The organism is Microbispora sp. CA-135349, assembly GCF_050947365.1.
Classification (GTDB): Bacteria; Actinomycetota; Actinomycetes; order Streptosporangiales; family Streptosporangiaceae; genus Microbispora.
Genome location: NZ_CP192001.1, coordinates 5,313,615 through 5,328,077, shown reverse-complemented (window position 1 = coordinate 5,328,077; position 14,463 = coordinate 5,313,615). Strand labels below are relative to the sequence as shown.

The window sequence follows — 14,463 nt, the reverse complement described above, 5'->3', positions numbered from 1 at the left end:
GCACGTTCCGTCCCAGGCAGGGCGGCAGGAAGGGCGCCGTGGGAGTCGCCCGGCGCGGCGGTGGCGCGATCAGGTGAAGAGGTGTCATGCTCCGGCACCAGAGAGTCGTTCCCACGGGGGAACGGACCCGGTTTCCGACGGGGGTCGGCCACCCCGGCGTGGGTGGCGGAAAGCGGACGGGGCTGACGTTGGGCGGGCTGACATGGGCGGCAGGACGGTGAGCGGGCGATGAGCACGACTGAGCCGGCATTCGTGGTGATCACCGGAATGTCGGGGGCGGGGCGCAGCACCGCCGCGAAGTCTCTGGAGGACCTCGGCTGGTACGTGATCGACAACCTGCCGCCGGGGCTGCTGTCCTCGCTCGCCGAGGAGGCCGGCCGGGTGAACATGGCGACCGACCGCGTCGCCGCCGTGGTCGACGTGCGCAGCCTCGCCTTCACCACCGACCTCAACGCGGCCATCGAGGAACTCGACGGGCGGGGTGTCGGCGTCCGGGTGGTGTTCCTGGAGGCGAGCGACGAGGAACTGGTCCGCAGGTTCGAGAACGTCCGGCGTCCCCACCCCCTCCAGGGTGACGGGCGGCTCGTCGACGGGATCGACCGCGAGCGCGGCATCCTGCGCGAGGTCCGCGCCAACGCCGACCTCGTCATCGACACGTCCCTGCTGAACGTGCACGAGCTGCGCAAGAAGATCGTGTCGTTCTTCGGCGGCGAGGACCGCCCGGGGCTCAAGGTCAACGTGGTGTCCTTCGGCTACAAGTACGGCCTGCCGGTCGACGCCGACCTCGTCGTGGACTGCCGGTTCCTGCCCAACCCCCACTGGGTGCCGGAGCTGCGGCCGATGAACGGGCTCGACGCGCCCGTGCGCGACTACGTGCTCAGCCAGCCCGGGGCCAAGGAGTTCCTCGACGGATACGAGGAGGTTCTCGGCGTCGTCGCCGCCGGATACACGCGTGAGGGCAAGGGCTACGCCACTCTCGCCGTGGGCTGCACCGGAGGAAAGCACCGCAGCGTCGCGATGGCCGAGCAACTCGGCGCCCGGCTGCGGGAGCGCGGCATGGACGTCCAGGTCAGCCACCGGGACGTGGGCCGCGAGTGACGGTCGCCGCCCGGGCCTGTCCGCGCCGGCTCGGCGGGAGCCGATCCCGTCGTCACAGCGTCGCGGCCGTAAGCCGGGCCGGCGGGATGCGCATGTGGTCCGGCGGGACGGGTCGCGCCCCGATTGCCCCGCTTCCGCGCGGGTAGCTGGAGCCTGGCGCACAGGCGGATCGGCAGGGCACCCCGCACGCCGCCCGCCCTGTCGCCGGGTCGCGAGCCGTCGCCGTGACCCCCGTCCGGCCGGCTCCGCCCCGGCAGCGCCGCGAGGGGCGGGCCGCCCCTTTCAGGGCGTACGGTGGCGGGCATGCGGCCCGTGGCCGGTCCGGGCCCGCGCGACGGCCGCCGAGGCGCGCGCGGCCGGTTCCGGCCACGGCGACCGGGTGAGCGTGACAGATCAGCACGACCTGAGCGCCACGGCTCCGCAGAGCGGTGCCCGTGGCGAGCGCGAGGAGGACGATGAAGGACCCCGCCCCGGACCCCGCGGACCCCTCCGTCCCCGATCATCCCCGCAAGTCCCCCACCTTCGGCGCATCGATGCTCCCTCCGCACTCCGTGACCGCCGCCGCGAGCGGTCCCAGGGTCGTCGCTCTCGGCGGCGGCCACGGCCTGTACGCCTCCCTGTCGGCCCTGAGGACCGTCACGGACGACCTGACGGCCGTGGTGACGGTCGCGGACGACGGCGGCTCCAGCGGGCGTCTCAGGCGTGAGCTGGGGGTTCTGCCGCCCGGCGACCTGCGGATGGCGCTCGCGGCTCTGTGCGGCGACGACGAGTGGGGCAAGACATGGAGCGAGGTCGTCCAGCACCGCTTCAGGAGCGAGGGCGAACTGCACGGTCACGCCGTCGGCAACCTGCTCATCGTCGCGCTCTGGGAACTGCTCGGTGATCCCGTCGTGGGCCTGGAGTGGGTGGGCCGGCTGCTCGGCGCGCACGGCCGGGTGCTGCCCATGGCCTCCGTGCCGCTCGACATCCAGGCGGAGGTCGATCTGGACGGGACGATCGCGACGGTGCGCGGGCAGGTCGCCTGCGCGCTGACGCCCGGGCGGGTGCGCTCCATCTCGCTGCTGCCGTCCGATCCGCCCGCCTGTCCGCAGGCGATCGAGGCGATCGAGGCGGCCGACTGGGTGGTGTTCGGGCCGGGTTCCTGGTTCACCAGCGTCCTGCCCCATCTCAAAGTGCCGGAACTGGCCCGGGCGCTGCACGAGACGAGCGCCAGGCGGCTGGTGATCCTCAACCTCGCGCCGCAGGCGGGGGAGACCGACGGCTTCTCGCCGGAACGGCACCTGGAGGTGCTCAGGGAGCACGCCCCCGCGCTGGTCGTCGACGCGGTGGTCGCCGACGGCGGGGTGGTCGCCGATCCGAGGGCTCTGGAGAAGGCGGCGTACGCGATGGGCGGCCGAGTCGTTTTGGCCGATGTGGCCGCCTCTGACGGATCCGACCGGCACGACGGACCACGTCTTGCCGCTGTCCTGGATGAGATTTTCCGTGAGAAGCGGTGATTGCGTGCTCACCAGGTGCGAGAGACTGACGGGCAGAGTCTGTTTGGGGGAGGACACGCGCTGATGGCCATGACGGGTGTGGTGAAAGACGAGCTGAGCCGCCTTCCGGTGCTCAAGCCCTGTTGCCGGAAGGCGGAGGTCTCCACGCTGCTGCGCTTCGCCAGCGGGCTGCACCTGGTGGGCGGGCGCATCGTGATCGAGGCCGAGCTCGACACCAACGCCACCGCCCGCAGGTTGATCAAGGACATCGGCGAGGTCTTCGGACACAAGGCCGAGGTGCTGGTGCTGGCGCCCGCGGGGCTGCGCAAGGGCTCGCGCTACGTCGTGCGCGTCTACAAGGACGGCGAGGCGCTGGCCAGGCAGACCGGCCTGATCGACAACCACGGGCGCCCTGTGCGCGGGCTGCCCCGGCAGGTCGTCTCCGGGGCCACCTGTGACGCCGAGGCGGCCTGGCGGGGCGCGTTCCTCGCGCACGGCTCGCTGACCGAGCCCGGCCGGTCGATGTCGCTGGAGGTGACCTGTCCCGGCCCTGAGGCGGCGCTGGCCCTGGTCGGCTCGGCGCGGCGACTGAAGATCCACGCCAAGGCCCGGGAGGTGCGCGGTGTCGACCGCGTGGTGGTGCGCGACGGCGACGCGATCAGCGCGTTGCTGACCCGGCTCGGCGCGCACGACAGCGTGCTGGCCTGGGAGGAGCGGCGGATGCGCCGCGAGGTGCGGGCCACCGCCAACCGCCTGGCCAACTTCGACGACGCGAACCTGCGCAGGTCGGCCCGGGCGGCCGTCGCCGCCGGGGCGAGGGTGCAGCGGGCGCTGGAGATCCTCGGCGACGACGCCCCCGAGCACCTGGTGATCGCGGGCCGGCTGCGGGTGGAGCACAAGCAGGCGTCCCTGGAGGAGCTCGGCCAGATCGCCGACCCGCCGCTCACGAAGGACGCCATCGCCGGGCGCATCCGGCGCCTGCTCGCGATGGCCGACAAGCGCGCCCAGGACCTCGGCATCGCCAACACCGAAGCCAACCTCACCGCCGACATGCTGGCGCAGTAGCGCTTGGAGCACGCCGCGCGCCGCCGGTTCGCCTCCGGCGGCCGCGCGACGCCCGGGCGGGAAAGGGCCCGCTCACGGGCCCGTCCGGCCTGACACGCCGTCAAAGTGCGGCCCGGTGGTCTACACCAATTTGGGTCCGATAAGGTCTGTCATTGAGGTTTAACACAGCCCTGGCGCCGGTACACCGGCGCACGACGTACGAGGAGATCGGATCCGTGAGCATCCGCGTAGGCGTCAACGGCTTCGGCCGTATCGGCCGCAACTTCTGGCGCGCTGTGGCGGCCAGCGGCAAGGACATCGAGGTCGTCGCCGTCAACGACCTCACCGACAACGCCACGCTGGCCCACCTGCTGAAGTACGACAGCATCCTGGGCCGCCTGCCGTACGAGGTCAAGTCCTCGGCGGACGAGATCACCGTTGACGGCAAGGCGATCAAGGCGTTCGCCGAGCGCGACCCCGCCAAGCTGCCCTGGGGCGACCTCGGGGTGGACGTGGTCGTCGAGTCGACCGGTCTGTTCACCGACGCCACCAAGGCCAAGGTGCACGCCGACAACGGCGCGAAGAAGGTCATCATCTCCGCTCCGGCGAAGAACGAAGACGTGACGATCGTCATGGGCGTCAACCACGAGAAGTACGACCCGGCCGCTCACACGATCATCTCCAACGCCTCCTGCACCACCAACTGCCTGGCCCCGATGGCCAAGGTCATCAACGACACCTTCGGTATCGAGAAGGGTCTGATGACCACCATCCACGCCTACACGCAGGACCAGAACCTGCAGGACGGCCCGCACAAGGACCTGCGCCGCGCCCGCGCCGCCGCGCTGAACATCGTCCCGACCTCCACCGGCGCCGCCAAGGCCATCGGCCTGGTCCTGCCGGAGCTGAAGGGCAAGCTCGACGGCTACGCGCTGCGCGTGCCGATCCCGACGGGCTCGGCCACCGACCTCACGGTCGAGGTGCGCAACGAGACCAGCGTCGAGGAGGTCAACGCCGCGATCAAGGCCGCCGCCGAGGGCGCGCTCAAGGGCTACCTCAGCTACACCGAGGACGAGATCGTCTCCAGCGACATCGTCACCGACCCGTCGTCCTGCATCTTCGACGCCGGCCTCACCAAGGTCATCGGCAACCAGGTCAAGGTCGTCGGCTGGTACGACAACGAGTGGGGCTACTCCAACCGCCTCGTGGACCTCATCGAGTACGTGGGCGCCTCGCTCTGATGATCGGAATCGACGAGCTCGACGTGAAGGGCCGGCGCGTGTTCGTGCGCGCCGACCTCAACGTCCCCCTCGACGGGGAGACGATCACCGACGACGGCCGCATCCGGGCGTCGGTGCCGACCATCAAGAAGCTGGTCGAGCGCGGCGCCCGGGTCGTCGTCGCCGCCCACCTCGGCCGCCCCAAGGGCTCGGTCACGCCGAAGTACTCGCTCGCCCCGGTCTCCCGGCGGCTGGCCGAGCTGCTCGGCGAGGACGTGGCGTTCGCCACCGACGTGGTCGGCGAGTCCGCGCAGAGCGTGGTGGCGGGCCTGCGGGACGGGCAGGTCGCCCTCCTGGAGAACCTGCGCTTCGAGCCGGGCGAGGAGTCCAAGGACGACGCGGTCAGGGGCGAGTTCGCCGGCAAGCTGGCCGCCCTCGCCGAGCTCTACGTCGGCGACGGCTTCGGCGCGGTGCACCGCAAGCACGCCAGCGTCTACGACCTGCCCAAGCGGCTGCCGCACGCGGCGGGCGACCTCGTCCTCGCCGAGGTCGAGGTGCTGCGCAAGCTCACCGAGGACCCGGCCAGGCCGTACGTCGTCGTGCTGGGCGGTGCGAAGGTCTCCGACAAGCTCGGCGTGATCGCGAACCTGCTGTCCAAGGTGGACCGCCTGCTCATCGGCGGTGGCATGGCCTACACCTTCCTCAAGGCCCAGGGCCACGAGGTGGGCAAGTCCCTGCTGCAGGAGGACCAGATCGACCAGGTCAAGGGCTTCCTCGAGGAGGCGGCCTCCCGCGGCGTCGAGCTGGTGCTGCCGCTGGACGTGCTGGCCGCGACCGAGTTCGGTCCCGACGCGCCGCACGAGGTCGTGGACGCCACCGCGATCCCGGCCGACCGCGAGGGCCTCGACATCGGCCCCCGCACCCGTGAGCTGTTCGCCTCGAAGCTGGCCGACGCCCAGACCGTGTTCTGGAACGGCCCGATGGGCGTGTTCGAGTTCGACGCGTTCTCCGGCGGCACCCGTGCCGTCGCCCAGGCGCTGGTCGACTCCAAGGCGTTCACCGTGGTCGGCGGCGGCGACTCGGCGGCGGCCGTGCGCAGGCTCGGCCTGCCCGAGGACGGCTTCTCGCACATTTCCACCGGTGGCGGCGCGAGCCTCGAGTACCTCGAAGGCAAGACGCTGCCCGGACTCGCGGCGCTGGAGGAGTAGATGTCCCGCAAGCCGCTGTTCGCCGGCAACTGGAAGATGAACCTCAACCACCTCGAGGCCATCAATCTGGTGCAGAAGCTGGCGTTCACGCTGACCGACCGCGACTACGACAAGGCGGACGTCGCGGTCATCCCGCCGTTCACCGACCTGCGTAGCGTGCAGACGCTGGTGGACGCCGACAAGCTCCGCATCGCCTACGGCGCGCAGGACCTGTCGGCGAAGGACTCCGGGGCGTACACCGGGGAGATCTCCGGGGCGATGCTCGGCAAGCTCGGCTGCACCTATGTGCTCGTGGGGCACTCGGAGCGGCGGCAGTACCACGCCGAGGACGAGGCCCTGTGCAACGCCAAGGTCAAGGCCGCCTACCGGCACTCGCTGACGCCCATCCTGTGCGTGGGCGAGGGGCTGCCGGTGCGCCAGGAGGGCCGTCACGTCGAGCACACGCTGGCGCAGCTCGACGGCGCGCTCGAGGGCGTCCCGGCCGAGCAGGCGAAGTCCATCGTGATCGCGTACGAGCCGGTCTGGGCGATCGGCACCGGCGAGGTCGCCACCCCGAAGGACGCCCAAGAGGTGTGCGGCGCGATCCGGGTGCGACTCGCCGAGCTTTACGGTGACGATGTGGCCTCTGTTGTCCGTATCCTTTACGGTGGCTCGGTGAAGTCGGACAACGTCGCCGGCATCATGGCGGAGGCCGACATCGACGGCGCCCTCGTGGGAGGGGCCAGCCTCGATGCGGGAGAATTCGCCAAGATCTGCCGATTTGGCGAGACTTCCAGCTAGCTGAGCCGTTCGGGGGGTGCGACTTGACAACAGGTCGTACCCTCGTAGGACACAACTGAATCGTCACGCGATGGCATCGTGCTCTCGCATGTGGATGACGCCGTGCACCCGCGTCGTGCACGCCCGGATATAGGACAGGTCTACGGTGATACTCGGAATTTCCATCGCCCTCATCCTGGCGAGCTCCTTGATGGTGCTGCTCGTGCTGCTTCACAAGGGCAAGGGTGGCGGCCTGTCCGACCTGTTCGGCGGCGGCTTCTCGTCGTCCTTCGGCGGATCGTCGGTGGTCGAGCGCAACCTGGACCGTCTCACCATCATCACGGGCGTCGTCTGGTTCGTCTGCATCATCGCGCTGGGCCTGCTGCTCAAGCCGTAGCGGACGGCCTCCGGCCACGCGTGACAGAGATTCACCTCCCCCCGTCCGCGGGGCGATCGAGCAAGGAGTTCATCGGTGGGTAGTGGCAACGCGATCCGTGGCAGCCGAGTCGGCGCCGGCCCCATGGGAGAGGCCGAACGCGGCGAGGCCGCCCCCCGTGTCCGGGTCTCGTTCTGGTGCGCGAACATGCACGAGACGCGCCCGAGCTTCGCCAGTGACGCGGCCGTCCCCGAGCTCTGGGACTGCCCGCGGTGCGGACTGCCGGCCGGGCAGGACCAGTCGAGCCCGCCTGCTCCGCCGAAGAACGAGCCGTACAAGACGCACCTCGCATACGTGAAGGAGCGTCGTAGCGACAAGGACGGCGCGCAGATCCTCGCCGAGGCGCTGGAGCGGCTGCGCTCCTCCTCCCGCCCGATCTACTGATCCGGACGACTGTGAAGGCCCTTTCCGCCGCCGGCGGGAAGGGCCTTCACGTTTGCGCGGGTTCCCGCGTCGCGGAGCGGTACACGGCCGCGGCGATCTGGGTGAACGAGCGGACGAGCGGGTTGACGTCGTCGCTGTTCCAGGCCACGACGAGGCGGCTGGGCGGCATGTCGGCCAGCGGAACCGATGTGAGCCCCTCGGGCAGCGCGTGAGTCGCCGGCGCCAGCCCGACCGTGCCGTTCCACAGAACGGCCTGGAGGCACTCGTGAACGGTGCGCACCACCGGGCCGTCCCTGAGTTCGCCGCCGGGCGTGACGGCGTTCCAGTAGGCGCACCAGACGGGATCGACGCCGTCGGGCAGCCGGAACCACGGCCGGTCGGCGAGATCGCTCAGCCGCAGGGTCTCGCGGCGGGCGAGCGGATCGTCGGCCCGCAGGACCACCCCCATGGGGTCGGTGCGCAGCGGGTGGGTGGTGATTCCGGTGTCGTCGAAGGGCGCCCTGGTGATCGCGACGTCGACGAGGCCGGCCCGAAGGCCCGTCGTCGGGTCGGTGAAGTCGGCTTCGCGGACGCGGACCCGGACTTCGGGGTGACGCCGGCGGAAGGCCGCGGCGAGGCGGGCTCCGGCCTGCTCCGCGCTGTCCGCGACAGTGCCGATGGTCAGGGTGGCGGCGCCGGCCGCGGCGGCGACCCGGGCGCGCACCCGCTCGGCCTGCTCCAGCAACGCGCGTGCCTCGTCGTAGAGCGCGGCGCCGGCGGCGGTCAGTGTGACGCCGGTGGGCGAGCGGTGGAGCAGGAGGGCGCCGAGGTCGGCCTCCAGGTGCCGTACGGCGCGGCTCAGCGGCGGCTGGGTCATGTGCAGGCGGGCGGCGGCCCGTCCGAAGTGGCGCTCCTCGGCGACGGCCACGAAATAGCGCAGCGAGCGTAGGTCCATCACCGGCGACGATACCGGCACGGTATCCGGCCTGCGCAACCGGTGTTGGACCCGGCGGAGCATCCCGTAATGGACTGGAGCGGCCCAGTTGTCAGGCTCTCCATGAGGATGGATGCGATGTCCGAATATCTGCTGCCCGAGCCCGTCGTGCGTACCGAGGAGGTGCGTGAGCTCGCCCGCGACCTGATGGTGATCCCCAATCGCGGGGTGCAGCTGGTGCCCAACATCGGCGTCATCGGCGGCACGCATTCCGTGCTCGTCGTCGAGACCGGAATGGGCCGGCGAAACGCCGAGACCGTGCTCGCGTTCGCGGCGGAGTACGCCGCGGGCCGCAGGCTGTACCTGACGACGACGCATTTCCATCCGGAGCACGCGTTCGGGGCGCAGGTGTTCGCCGGGGAGGCGACGTTCCTGCTCAACCGGGCGCAGGCCGAGGACCTGTCCACGAAGGGCGCCGCCTACCTCGAGATGTTCAGAGGGCTCGGCGAACCGGTCGCCCGGCAGCTGGAGGGCGTCGAGATCGCCGCCCCGGACGTCGTCTACGACGACGCGTACGACCTGGACCTGGGCGGCCGGGTGGTGCGGATGCGGGCCACGGGCCGCGCGCACAGCAAGGGCGACCAGGTGATCACGATCCCCGACGCCGGGGCGATGTTCACCGGTGATCTCGTGGAGGCCGGGCAGTTCGCCATCTTCCCGTGGTTCCCACCGCACGACACCGACGTGTCCGGCACCCGGTGGATCGCGGTGATCCGGCGGCTGGCCGACGCGTCACCACGGGTGGTGGTGCCCGGCCACGGCGACGTCGGCGGCCCGCAGCTGCTCGCCGACGTCCGCGACTACCTCGAACTGCTGCGTGACGAGACCTGGGTGCGCAGGGACTCGGCCGTGAGCGAGCGGACGATCGTCGAGGAGGTCACCGCGCTCATGATCGAGCGGCACCCTGAGTGGGCCGGCCGGGAATGGATCGAGAAGGGCGTCGGCTGCCTGTGCGCCGAGCATCCCGCGTGACGCACGCGGCGGCGCCCGCGGGGGAGCGCGTCAAAGGCTTCCCCGCTTGGCCGGACGACCGTCGGTCTTCCGGTTTCCGGTGCCACGTCGAGGGAGAACATCGATGACGACATCGGCCACTCAGGCCCACACCGGACCTGCCGGCCTGCCGTACCGGCTGGCATAGACCGGCCTGATGACGGGCGCGGCGTCGGCCGCCGTGCTCGCCCTGCTCGACCTGTTCAGCTCCGTTCCGCCGCACGACCGGCTGGTCGGCGCCGCCGGCTACGCCTTCACCGCGGACGGGTTCCCCCTCGCCCTGGGCATGCCGGTGTCGGTCGCGCGATCCACGCGCTGCACGGCGGCCGGGACGGTCGTCCCGGCTCGGTGGCGCTCGTCCTCACGACGGCCGGCATGCTCGGCTTCCTGCCTCCGCTCGCGGTGTCGCTCGTCAGCGGCGACGCCCTCGCCGGGGACCGCTGAGGCGCCGTCTCCGTCAGCCGTGCACCTGTTCGCCGTCGAGGAAGGTCATGACGACCTCGGTCGTCCAGATGTCCTTCGGGTCGAGGGCGAAGGGGTCGCGGTCGAGGACGACGAGGTCGGCCGGGCGGCCCTCCTCGATCACACCGGCGGGGGAGCGGTTGATCCAGGCGGAGCCCTCGGTGTAGGCCGTCATGATCGTCCGCAGGTCGAGGCTCTGCTCGGGCAGGAAGGGCGTCTGCGCCGTGGGGTACGTCGCGTGGACCGAGCTGCCCGGCTCGGTGCGGTTGACCGCCACGTGCATGGCCTCCAGAGGGTTGGCCGAGGAGACCGGCCAGTCCGAGCCGCCGGCGAAGCGGGTGCCGTGCCGTACGAGGTCGGCGAAGGGGTACTGCCAGGACGACCGCTCCTCACCGAGGTAGGGGATGCACAGCTCGTCCATCTGCAGGTGGTGGGTCGCCCAAAGAGGCTGCAGGTTGGCCGTGACGCCCAGCTCGGCGAAGCGCGGCACGTCCTGCGGCGTGATGATCTGGACGTGGGCGATGTGGTGCCGGTTGGAGGGGTCGGTGCCGGTCAGCGCGTCGAGCGCCTCGCGCACGGCTCGCTCGCCGATGGCGTGGAAGTGCACCTGGAAGCCCAGGGCGTCCAGCTCCTTGACGCATTCGCCGAGCAGCGCCGGGTCGACGTACGACAGGCCGGTGCCGCCGCAGCGGCAGTAGGGCTCGATGACGGCGGCGGTGAAGTTCTCCGCGATGCCGTCCTGCATGATCTTGACCGAGGTCGCCCGGAACCGGTCCAGGCCCTTGGCCGTCGCGCGCCGTTCGACCAGGTCGGGGATCTGCTCGGCACCGCGGGTGCGGTCCCACCACAGGGCGCCGACGACCCGCGCCCGCAGCCGTCCGGAGGAGGCCGCCGAGAGGTAGGCGGGCAGCTGGTCGTCCGACCCGGCGTACGACCCCACGATGGCGTCCTGCCAGCCGGTGATGCCCAGCGAGAACAGGTGGGCCTGTGCGTCCATCAGGGCGGCGTCGACGTCGGCCGGGGTCGGGCGGGGAGTGAGCAGGCCGACGAGGTCCATCGCGCCCTCGTGCAGCACACCGCTCGGCGTGCCGTCCGGGTCGCGCTCGATGCGGCCGTCCGCGGGGTCGGGGGTGTCCCTGGTGATCCCGGCGAGCTCCAGCGCCCGCGTGTTGACCCAGGCGGCGTGGTGATCGCGCTGCACCAAGTACGCCGGGCGGTCGAGGAAGTCGAGCTGGGAGCGGTGGGGAAGTCCGCCGGGGAACGCCGACATGTCCCAGCCGCCGCCGTCGATCCACTCCTTGCCGGGGTTGTCCGCGGCGTAGCCGGCGATTTCCCTGGTGTAGGCCTCGAGGCCGTACACCTCTGCCAGGTCGCATCTGGCCCGCTCGAGCCCGGCCTGCACCGGGTGGACGTGGGCGTCGGTGAACCCCGGTGTCAGCAGGCCGCCGCCGAGGTCCACCGGTTCGGCGGCGGGCGCCAGCCGTACGAGGTCGGATTCGGCGCCGACGGCGGCGATCACGCCGTCGCGGACGAGGACCGCCTCGGCGAACCCGCCGGGGACGAAGACGCGGCCGCCGCGGAACAAGATGGTGGAGCTCAAGGGTGTCGTGTCCTTCTGTGTGATGTACGGGCGTCCGGCGAACAGTGCAAGATCACGGAGGAGGAGGGGGTCAGTGACCGGTGATCGTGTCGGCGATCCTGGCCAGTACGGACGTCCTGGTCATGCCCCTGTTCTCGCGGGCGTCGGCCAGGCGGTAGAGACGGTACATCGAGTGGACGCCGAGCCAGCGCAGCGGCTCGGGCTCCCAGGCGCGCACCCGCCGGTCCACCCACGGCATCCGGATCAGGTCGGTGTCGCGGCGCAGCACCAGGTCGCGGAGCGTGCGCCCGGCGAGGTTGGTGGTGGTCACGCCGTGCCCCGTGTAGCCGCCCGCCCAGCCGAGGCCGGTCGCGTGGTCCACGTGGACGGCCGAGCACCAGTCGCGCGGCACGCCCAGCACGCCCGACCAGGCGTGCTCCACCCGTGACCGGGCGACGGCGGGGAAGAACGCGACCAGCAGGTCCCACAGGGCGTCCACGGTCCAGCTGTGCGTGTGCCCCCGCTCGTCGACCCTCGACCCGTACAGGTAGGGCCTGCCGCGGCCGCCGAAGGCGATGCGGTCGTCGGCCGTCCGCTGCGCGTACATGTAGTAGTGCGCCATGTCGCCGAGCAGCTCGCGGCCCTGCCAGCCGATCTCCGCCCAGACCTTCTCCGGCAGCGGCTCGGTGACGATCATGGAGCTGTTCATCGGCAGCCAGTCGCGGTGGTGGCCGGCGATCGTCGCGGTGAACCCCTCGGTGCAGCGCAGCACGTGGTCCGCCCGCACGGTCCCGTACGGCGTGACCGCCGCCGCGGGCTGCCCCGCCCCGCCCGGGACGATCTCGGTGACCGGGGTCCGCTCGTAGATCTCGACGCCCAGGTCACGTACGGCCCGCGCCAGGCCGCGGGCGAGCTTGGCGGGCTGGATCCTGGCGCAGTGAGGGCTCCAGGTGGCCCCCATGGCGTCCGCCACGCGCAGCCGGTCGTTCATCTCGTCGGTGGTCAGCAACCGGACGTCGTCGCGGTCCCAGCCCCACTCGCGCTGCGCGGTCAGTTCCTCGCGCAGCCGCAGCGCCTGCGCCGGGCCCCGGGCGACGGTGAGCAGGCCGCCCTTGACGATGTCGGCGTCCACGCCCTCCTCGCGGGCGACGCGGATGACCTCGTCGATCGCCTCGAACATCGCGCGCTGCAGCCGCCTCGCCGCGTCCCGGCCGTGGGTCTTCGCATACCGATCGGGCGATCCGGCCAGCGCGCCGGTCAGCCAGCCGCCGTTGCGCCCCGACGCGCCGAACCCGGCGAACTCCTTTTCCAGCACGACGACCCGCAGCGACGGGTCGGCCTTCTTCAGGTAGTAAGCGGTCCACAGTCCGGTGTAGCCCGCGCCGACGACGGCCACGTCGGCCCGCAGGTCGCCGCCGAGGGGTTCTCCGGGGGCCGGCACCCCCAGCGCCCGATACCAGAAGGACACCTCACCGTTGACGAAACCGGGGGACAGGGGAGCGGTCATGATGCACATCCTGCTATATCCGTGACAATCCCGCCATTCGGCCACGGATGTCGTGGAAATCCGGCGAGACACATGCGGATAACGGTAGTCGTAACGCGCCACAGTGAAAGGAAACGGGTGGCTCACCGCCGTGTAGCACAGGGGTAACAGCGCTCCGGCAGGCTGAAGGCCGGCGCAACGGAGGGGAGCGGGTACCGATGGGGTTCTTCCGGATTCGTACGACCGTGGACGAACGGCCCGGGCGGCTGGCGTCGCTGGCGACCGCACTGGCCGACAAGGGCGGCAACATCCTCGGCCTGTCGGTGCAGCCCGACACGGACGGCACGGTCGACGAGTTCGTGACGGACATCCCGGCCTCTCCCGAGGCCGTACGCGAGGCGCTGGAGGCCGCGGGCGGACGGCGGGTGCGGATCGTGCCCGCCACCGCGCACGAACTGACCGACGAGCCGACGCGGGCGCTGCTGCTCGCCGCCCGGCTGCGCTCGGCTCCCTGGCGGCTGCCGGAGATCCTGGCCGAGCTGCTGCGCGCCGACGACGCCCGCTGGGTGTACGGCGCGGCCCCCCGCCGGGCGCGGAACGGGGAGGACGAGGGGGACGGCGATGAGATCGCGGAGCTGCCCGACCCGACCCTGCTCGTGGTGCCCGTCGCGCCCCGCCGGTCGATCCGGCTGCGACGTGCCGGGCTTCCGTTCACGCTGACGGAGGCGGCCCGCGCCGCGGCGATGGCGAGGCTGGCGCAGCCGCCGGCCGAGCCGTCCGCGGCCGAGGGGCCGGTGCGGCTCGCCGACGGTGCGGAGGTGCAGGTCAAGCCACTGACGTCGCTCTATCGCGAGGCACTGCGCGACCTGCATGAGCGCTGCTCGCCCGAGACGCGCAGGTTCCGCTACTTCACCGCCAACCCGACCCTGCCGCCGCGCCTGTTCGAGCGGCTGTGCGACCGCGCCCGCGGCCAGTCGCTCGTCGCCGGTCACGACGGGCAGGTCGTCGCCCTGGGCTCGTTGATCTTCACCTCGGACCCCGGCATCGCGGAGATCGCGTTCCTCGTGGAGGATCGCTGGCAGGGCCGGGGGCTCGGCACCCGGCTGGCCCGCATGCTCCTGGCCCAGGCCAGGGACCTCGGCCTGGCCGAGGTGCGGGCGACTTTCCTGCACGACAACACGCGCATGCGCAGGCTGCTCGGCTCCCTCGGTGCGACGCTCACTCCCACCGAGGATCCCGGTGTGATGGAGGCGCGGCTCGCCGTGGGCGTGCTGACGACGGCGTCCCCGAGCTGACGTCGTGACCGCGCGAGCCGCGGCCGATTCGCGGTCGTTCGCTTACGGTGCTTG

13 protein-coding genes are annotated in these 14,463 nt (G+C 71.6%); 10 read left to right on the top strand and 3 right to left on the bottom strand.

The features are described 5' to 3' along the window. The first annotated feature begins 228 nt into the window (after positions 1-228). The 8 genes from rapZ to ACQPZZ_RS24535 all read left to right on the top strand — a co-directional run bounded on the left by rapZ (position 229) and on the right by ACQPZZ_RS24535 (position 7,624). Positions 229-1,098, top strand: a complete 870-nt coding sequence (rapZ, locus tag ACQPZZ_RS24570; protein WP_346228915.1) for an RNase adapter RapZ — start codon at positions 229-231, stop codon at positions 1,096-1,098. Between the two features lie 533 nt (positions 1,099-1,631). Next, positions 1,632-2,594 carry a gluconeogenesis factor YvcK family protein gene (locus ACQPZZ_RS24565; protein WP_432934516.1) on the top strand — a complete coding sequence of 321 codons (963 nt, stop codon included), beginning with the start codon at positions 1,632-1,634 and terminating at the stop codon, positions 2,592-2,594. 63 nt (positions 2,595-2,657) lie between these two features. Further along, the gene (gene whiA / locus ACQPZZ_RS24560; RefSeq protein ID WP_079319876.1) at positions 2,658-3,638 is read left to right on the top strand and encodes a DNA-binding protein WhiA; all 981 of its coding nucleotides are present in this window, start codon (positions 2,658-2,660) and stop codon (positions 3,636-3,638) included. A 215-nt stretch (positions 3,639-3,853) separates the two neighbouring features. After that, the gene (gene gap / locus ACQPZZ_RS24555; protein ID WP_363641034.1) at positions 3,854-4,858 is read left to right on the top strand and encodes a type I glyceraldehyde-3-phosphate dehydrogenase; all 1,005 of its coding nucleotides are present in this window, start codon (positions 3,854-3,856) and stop codon (positions 4,856-4,858) included. Continuing rightward, a complete protein-coding gene (locus ACQPZZ_RS24550) occupies positions 4,858-6,045 on the top strand; it encodes a phosphoglycerate kinase (protein ID WP_363641036.1) in 1,188 nt (395 codons plus the stop codon). Before gap ends, ACQPZZ_RS24550 begins: the two co-directional genes overlap by 1 nt. Beyond that, on the top strand, positions 6,046-6,825 hold the full coding sequence (gene tpiA / locus ACQPZZ_RS24545) for a triose-phosphate isomerase (protein WP_363641038.1): 780 nt from the start codon (positions 6,046-6,048) through the stop codon (positions 6,823-6,825). 145 nt (positions 6,826-6,970) lie between these two features. Beyond that, the gene (gene secG, locus ACQPZZ_RS24540; RefSeq protein WP_363641040.1) at positions 6,971-7,201 is read left to right on the top strand and encodes a preprotein translocase subunit SecG; all 231 of its coding nucleotides are present in this window, start codon (positions 6,971-6,973) and stop codon (positions 7,199-7,201) included. Between the two features lie 75 nt (positions 7,202-7,276). Further along, positions 7,277-7,624, top strand: coding sequence for an RNA polymerase-binding protein RbpA (locus ACQPZZ_RS24535; RefSeq protein ID WP_363641042.1), 348 nt, complete (start codon positions 7,277-7,279; stop codon positions 7,622-7,624). Between the two features lie 46 nt (positions 7,625-7,670). Here ACQPZZ_RS24535 and ACQPZZ_RS24530 read toward each other — a convergent pair whose 3' ends face one another. Then, positions 7,671-8,558, bottom strand: coding sequence for a LysR family transcriptional regulator (locus tag ACQPZZ_RS24530; protein WP_432922487.1), 888 nt, complete (start codon positions 8,556-8,558; stop codon positions 7,671-7,673). A 117-nt stretch (positions 8,559-8,675) separates the two neighbouring features. Here ACQPZZ_RS24530 and ACQPZZ_RS24525 point away from each other — a divergent pair, with 117 nt between their 5' ends. Next, positions 8,676-9,569 (top strand): MBL fold metallo-hydrolase, encoded by an 894-nt coding sequence (locus tag ACQPZZ_RS24525; protein WP_432922484.1) that lies wholly within the window; start codon positions 8,676-8,678, stop codon positions 9,567-9,569. Positions 9,570-10,044: 475 nt separating this feature from the next. Here ACQPZZ_RS24525 and ACQPZZ_RS24520 read toward each other — a convergent pair whose 3' ends face one another. Both ACQPZZ_RS24520 and ACQPZZ_RS24515 read right to left on the bottom strand, forming a co-directional pair. Further along, a complete protein-coding gene (locus tag ACQPZZ_RS24520) occupies positions 10,045-11,649 on the bottom strand; it encodes an amidohydrolase (protein ID WP_432922481.1) in 1,605 nt (534 codons plus the stop codon). A gap of 70 nt (positions 11,650-11,719) precedes the next feature. Beyond that, the gene (locus tag ACQPZZ_RS24515; protein ID WP_432922478.1) at positions 11,720-13,135 is read right to left on the bottom strand and encodes an NAD(P)/FAD-dependent oxidoreductase; all 1,416 of its coding nucleotides are present in this window, start codon (positions 13,133-13,135) and stop codon (positions 11,720-11,722) included. Positions 13,136-13,332: 197 nt separating this feature from the next. On the opposite strand from ACQPZZ_RS24515, the gene ACQPZZ_RS24510 reads away from it, so the two are divergent. Further along, on the top strand, positions 13,333-14,409 hold the full coding sequence (locus ACQPZZ_RS24510) for a GNAT family N-acetyltransferase (protein ID WP_432922475.1): 1,077 nt from the start codon (positions 13,333-13,335) through the stop codon (positions 14,407-14,409). Positions 14,410-14,463 lie beyond the last annotated feature (54 nt).

Excerpts from the sequence above, each read along its gene's own strand:
- rapZ (WP_346228915.1), top strand. The coding sequence starts at position 229 with ATGAGCACGACTGAGCCGGCATTCGTGGTGATCACCGGAATGTCGGGG.
- ACQPZZ_RS24565 (WP_432934516.1), top strand. The coding sequence starts at position 1,632 with ATGCTCCCTCCGCACTCCGTGACCGCCGCCGCGAGCGGTCCCAGGGTC.
- whiA (WP_079319876.1), top strand. The coding sequence starts at position 2,658 with ATGGCCATGACGGGTGTGGTGAAAGACGAGCTGAGCCGCCTTCCGGTG.
- ACQPZZ_RS24550 (WP_363641036.1), top strand. The coding sequence starts at position 4,858 with ATGATCGGAATCGACGAGCTCGACGTGAAGGGCCGGCGCGTGTTCGTG.
- tpiA (WP_363641038.1), top strand. The coding sequence starts at position 6,046 with ATGTCCCGCAAGCCGCTGTTCGCCGGCAACTGGAAGATGAACCTCAAC.
- ACQPZZ_RS24530 (WP_432922487.1), bottom strand. The coding sequence starts at position 8,558 with ATGGACCTACGCTCGCTGCGCTATTTCGTGGCCGTCGCCGAGGAGCGC.
- ACQPZZ_RS24525 (WP_432922484.1), top strand. The coding sequence starts at position 8,676 with ATGTCCGAATATCTGCTGCCCGAGCCCGTCGTGCGTACCGAGGAGGTG.
- ACQPZZ_RS24515 (WP_432922478.1), bottom strand. The coding sequence starts at position 13,135 with ATGACCGCTCCCCTGTCCCCCGGTTTCGTCAACGGTGAGGTGTCCTTC.
- ACQPZZ_RS24510 (WP_432922475.1), top strand. The coding sequence starts at position 13,333 with ATGGGGTTCTTCCGGATTCGTACGACCGTGGACGAACGGCCCGGGCGG.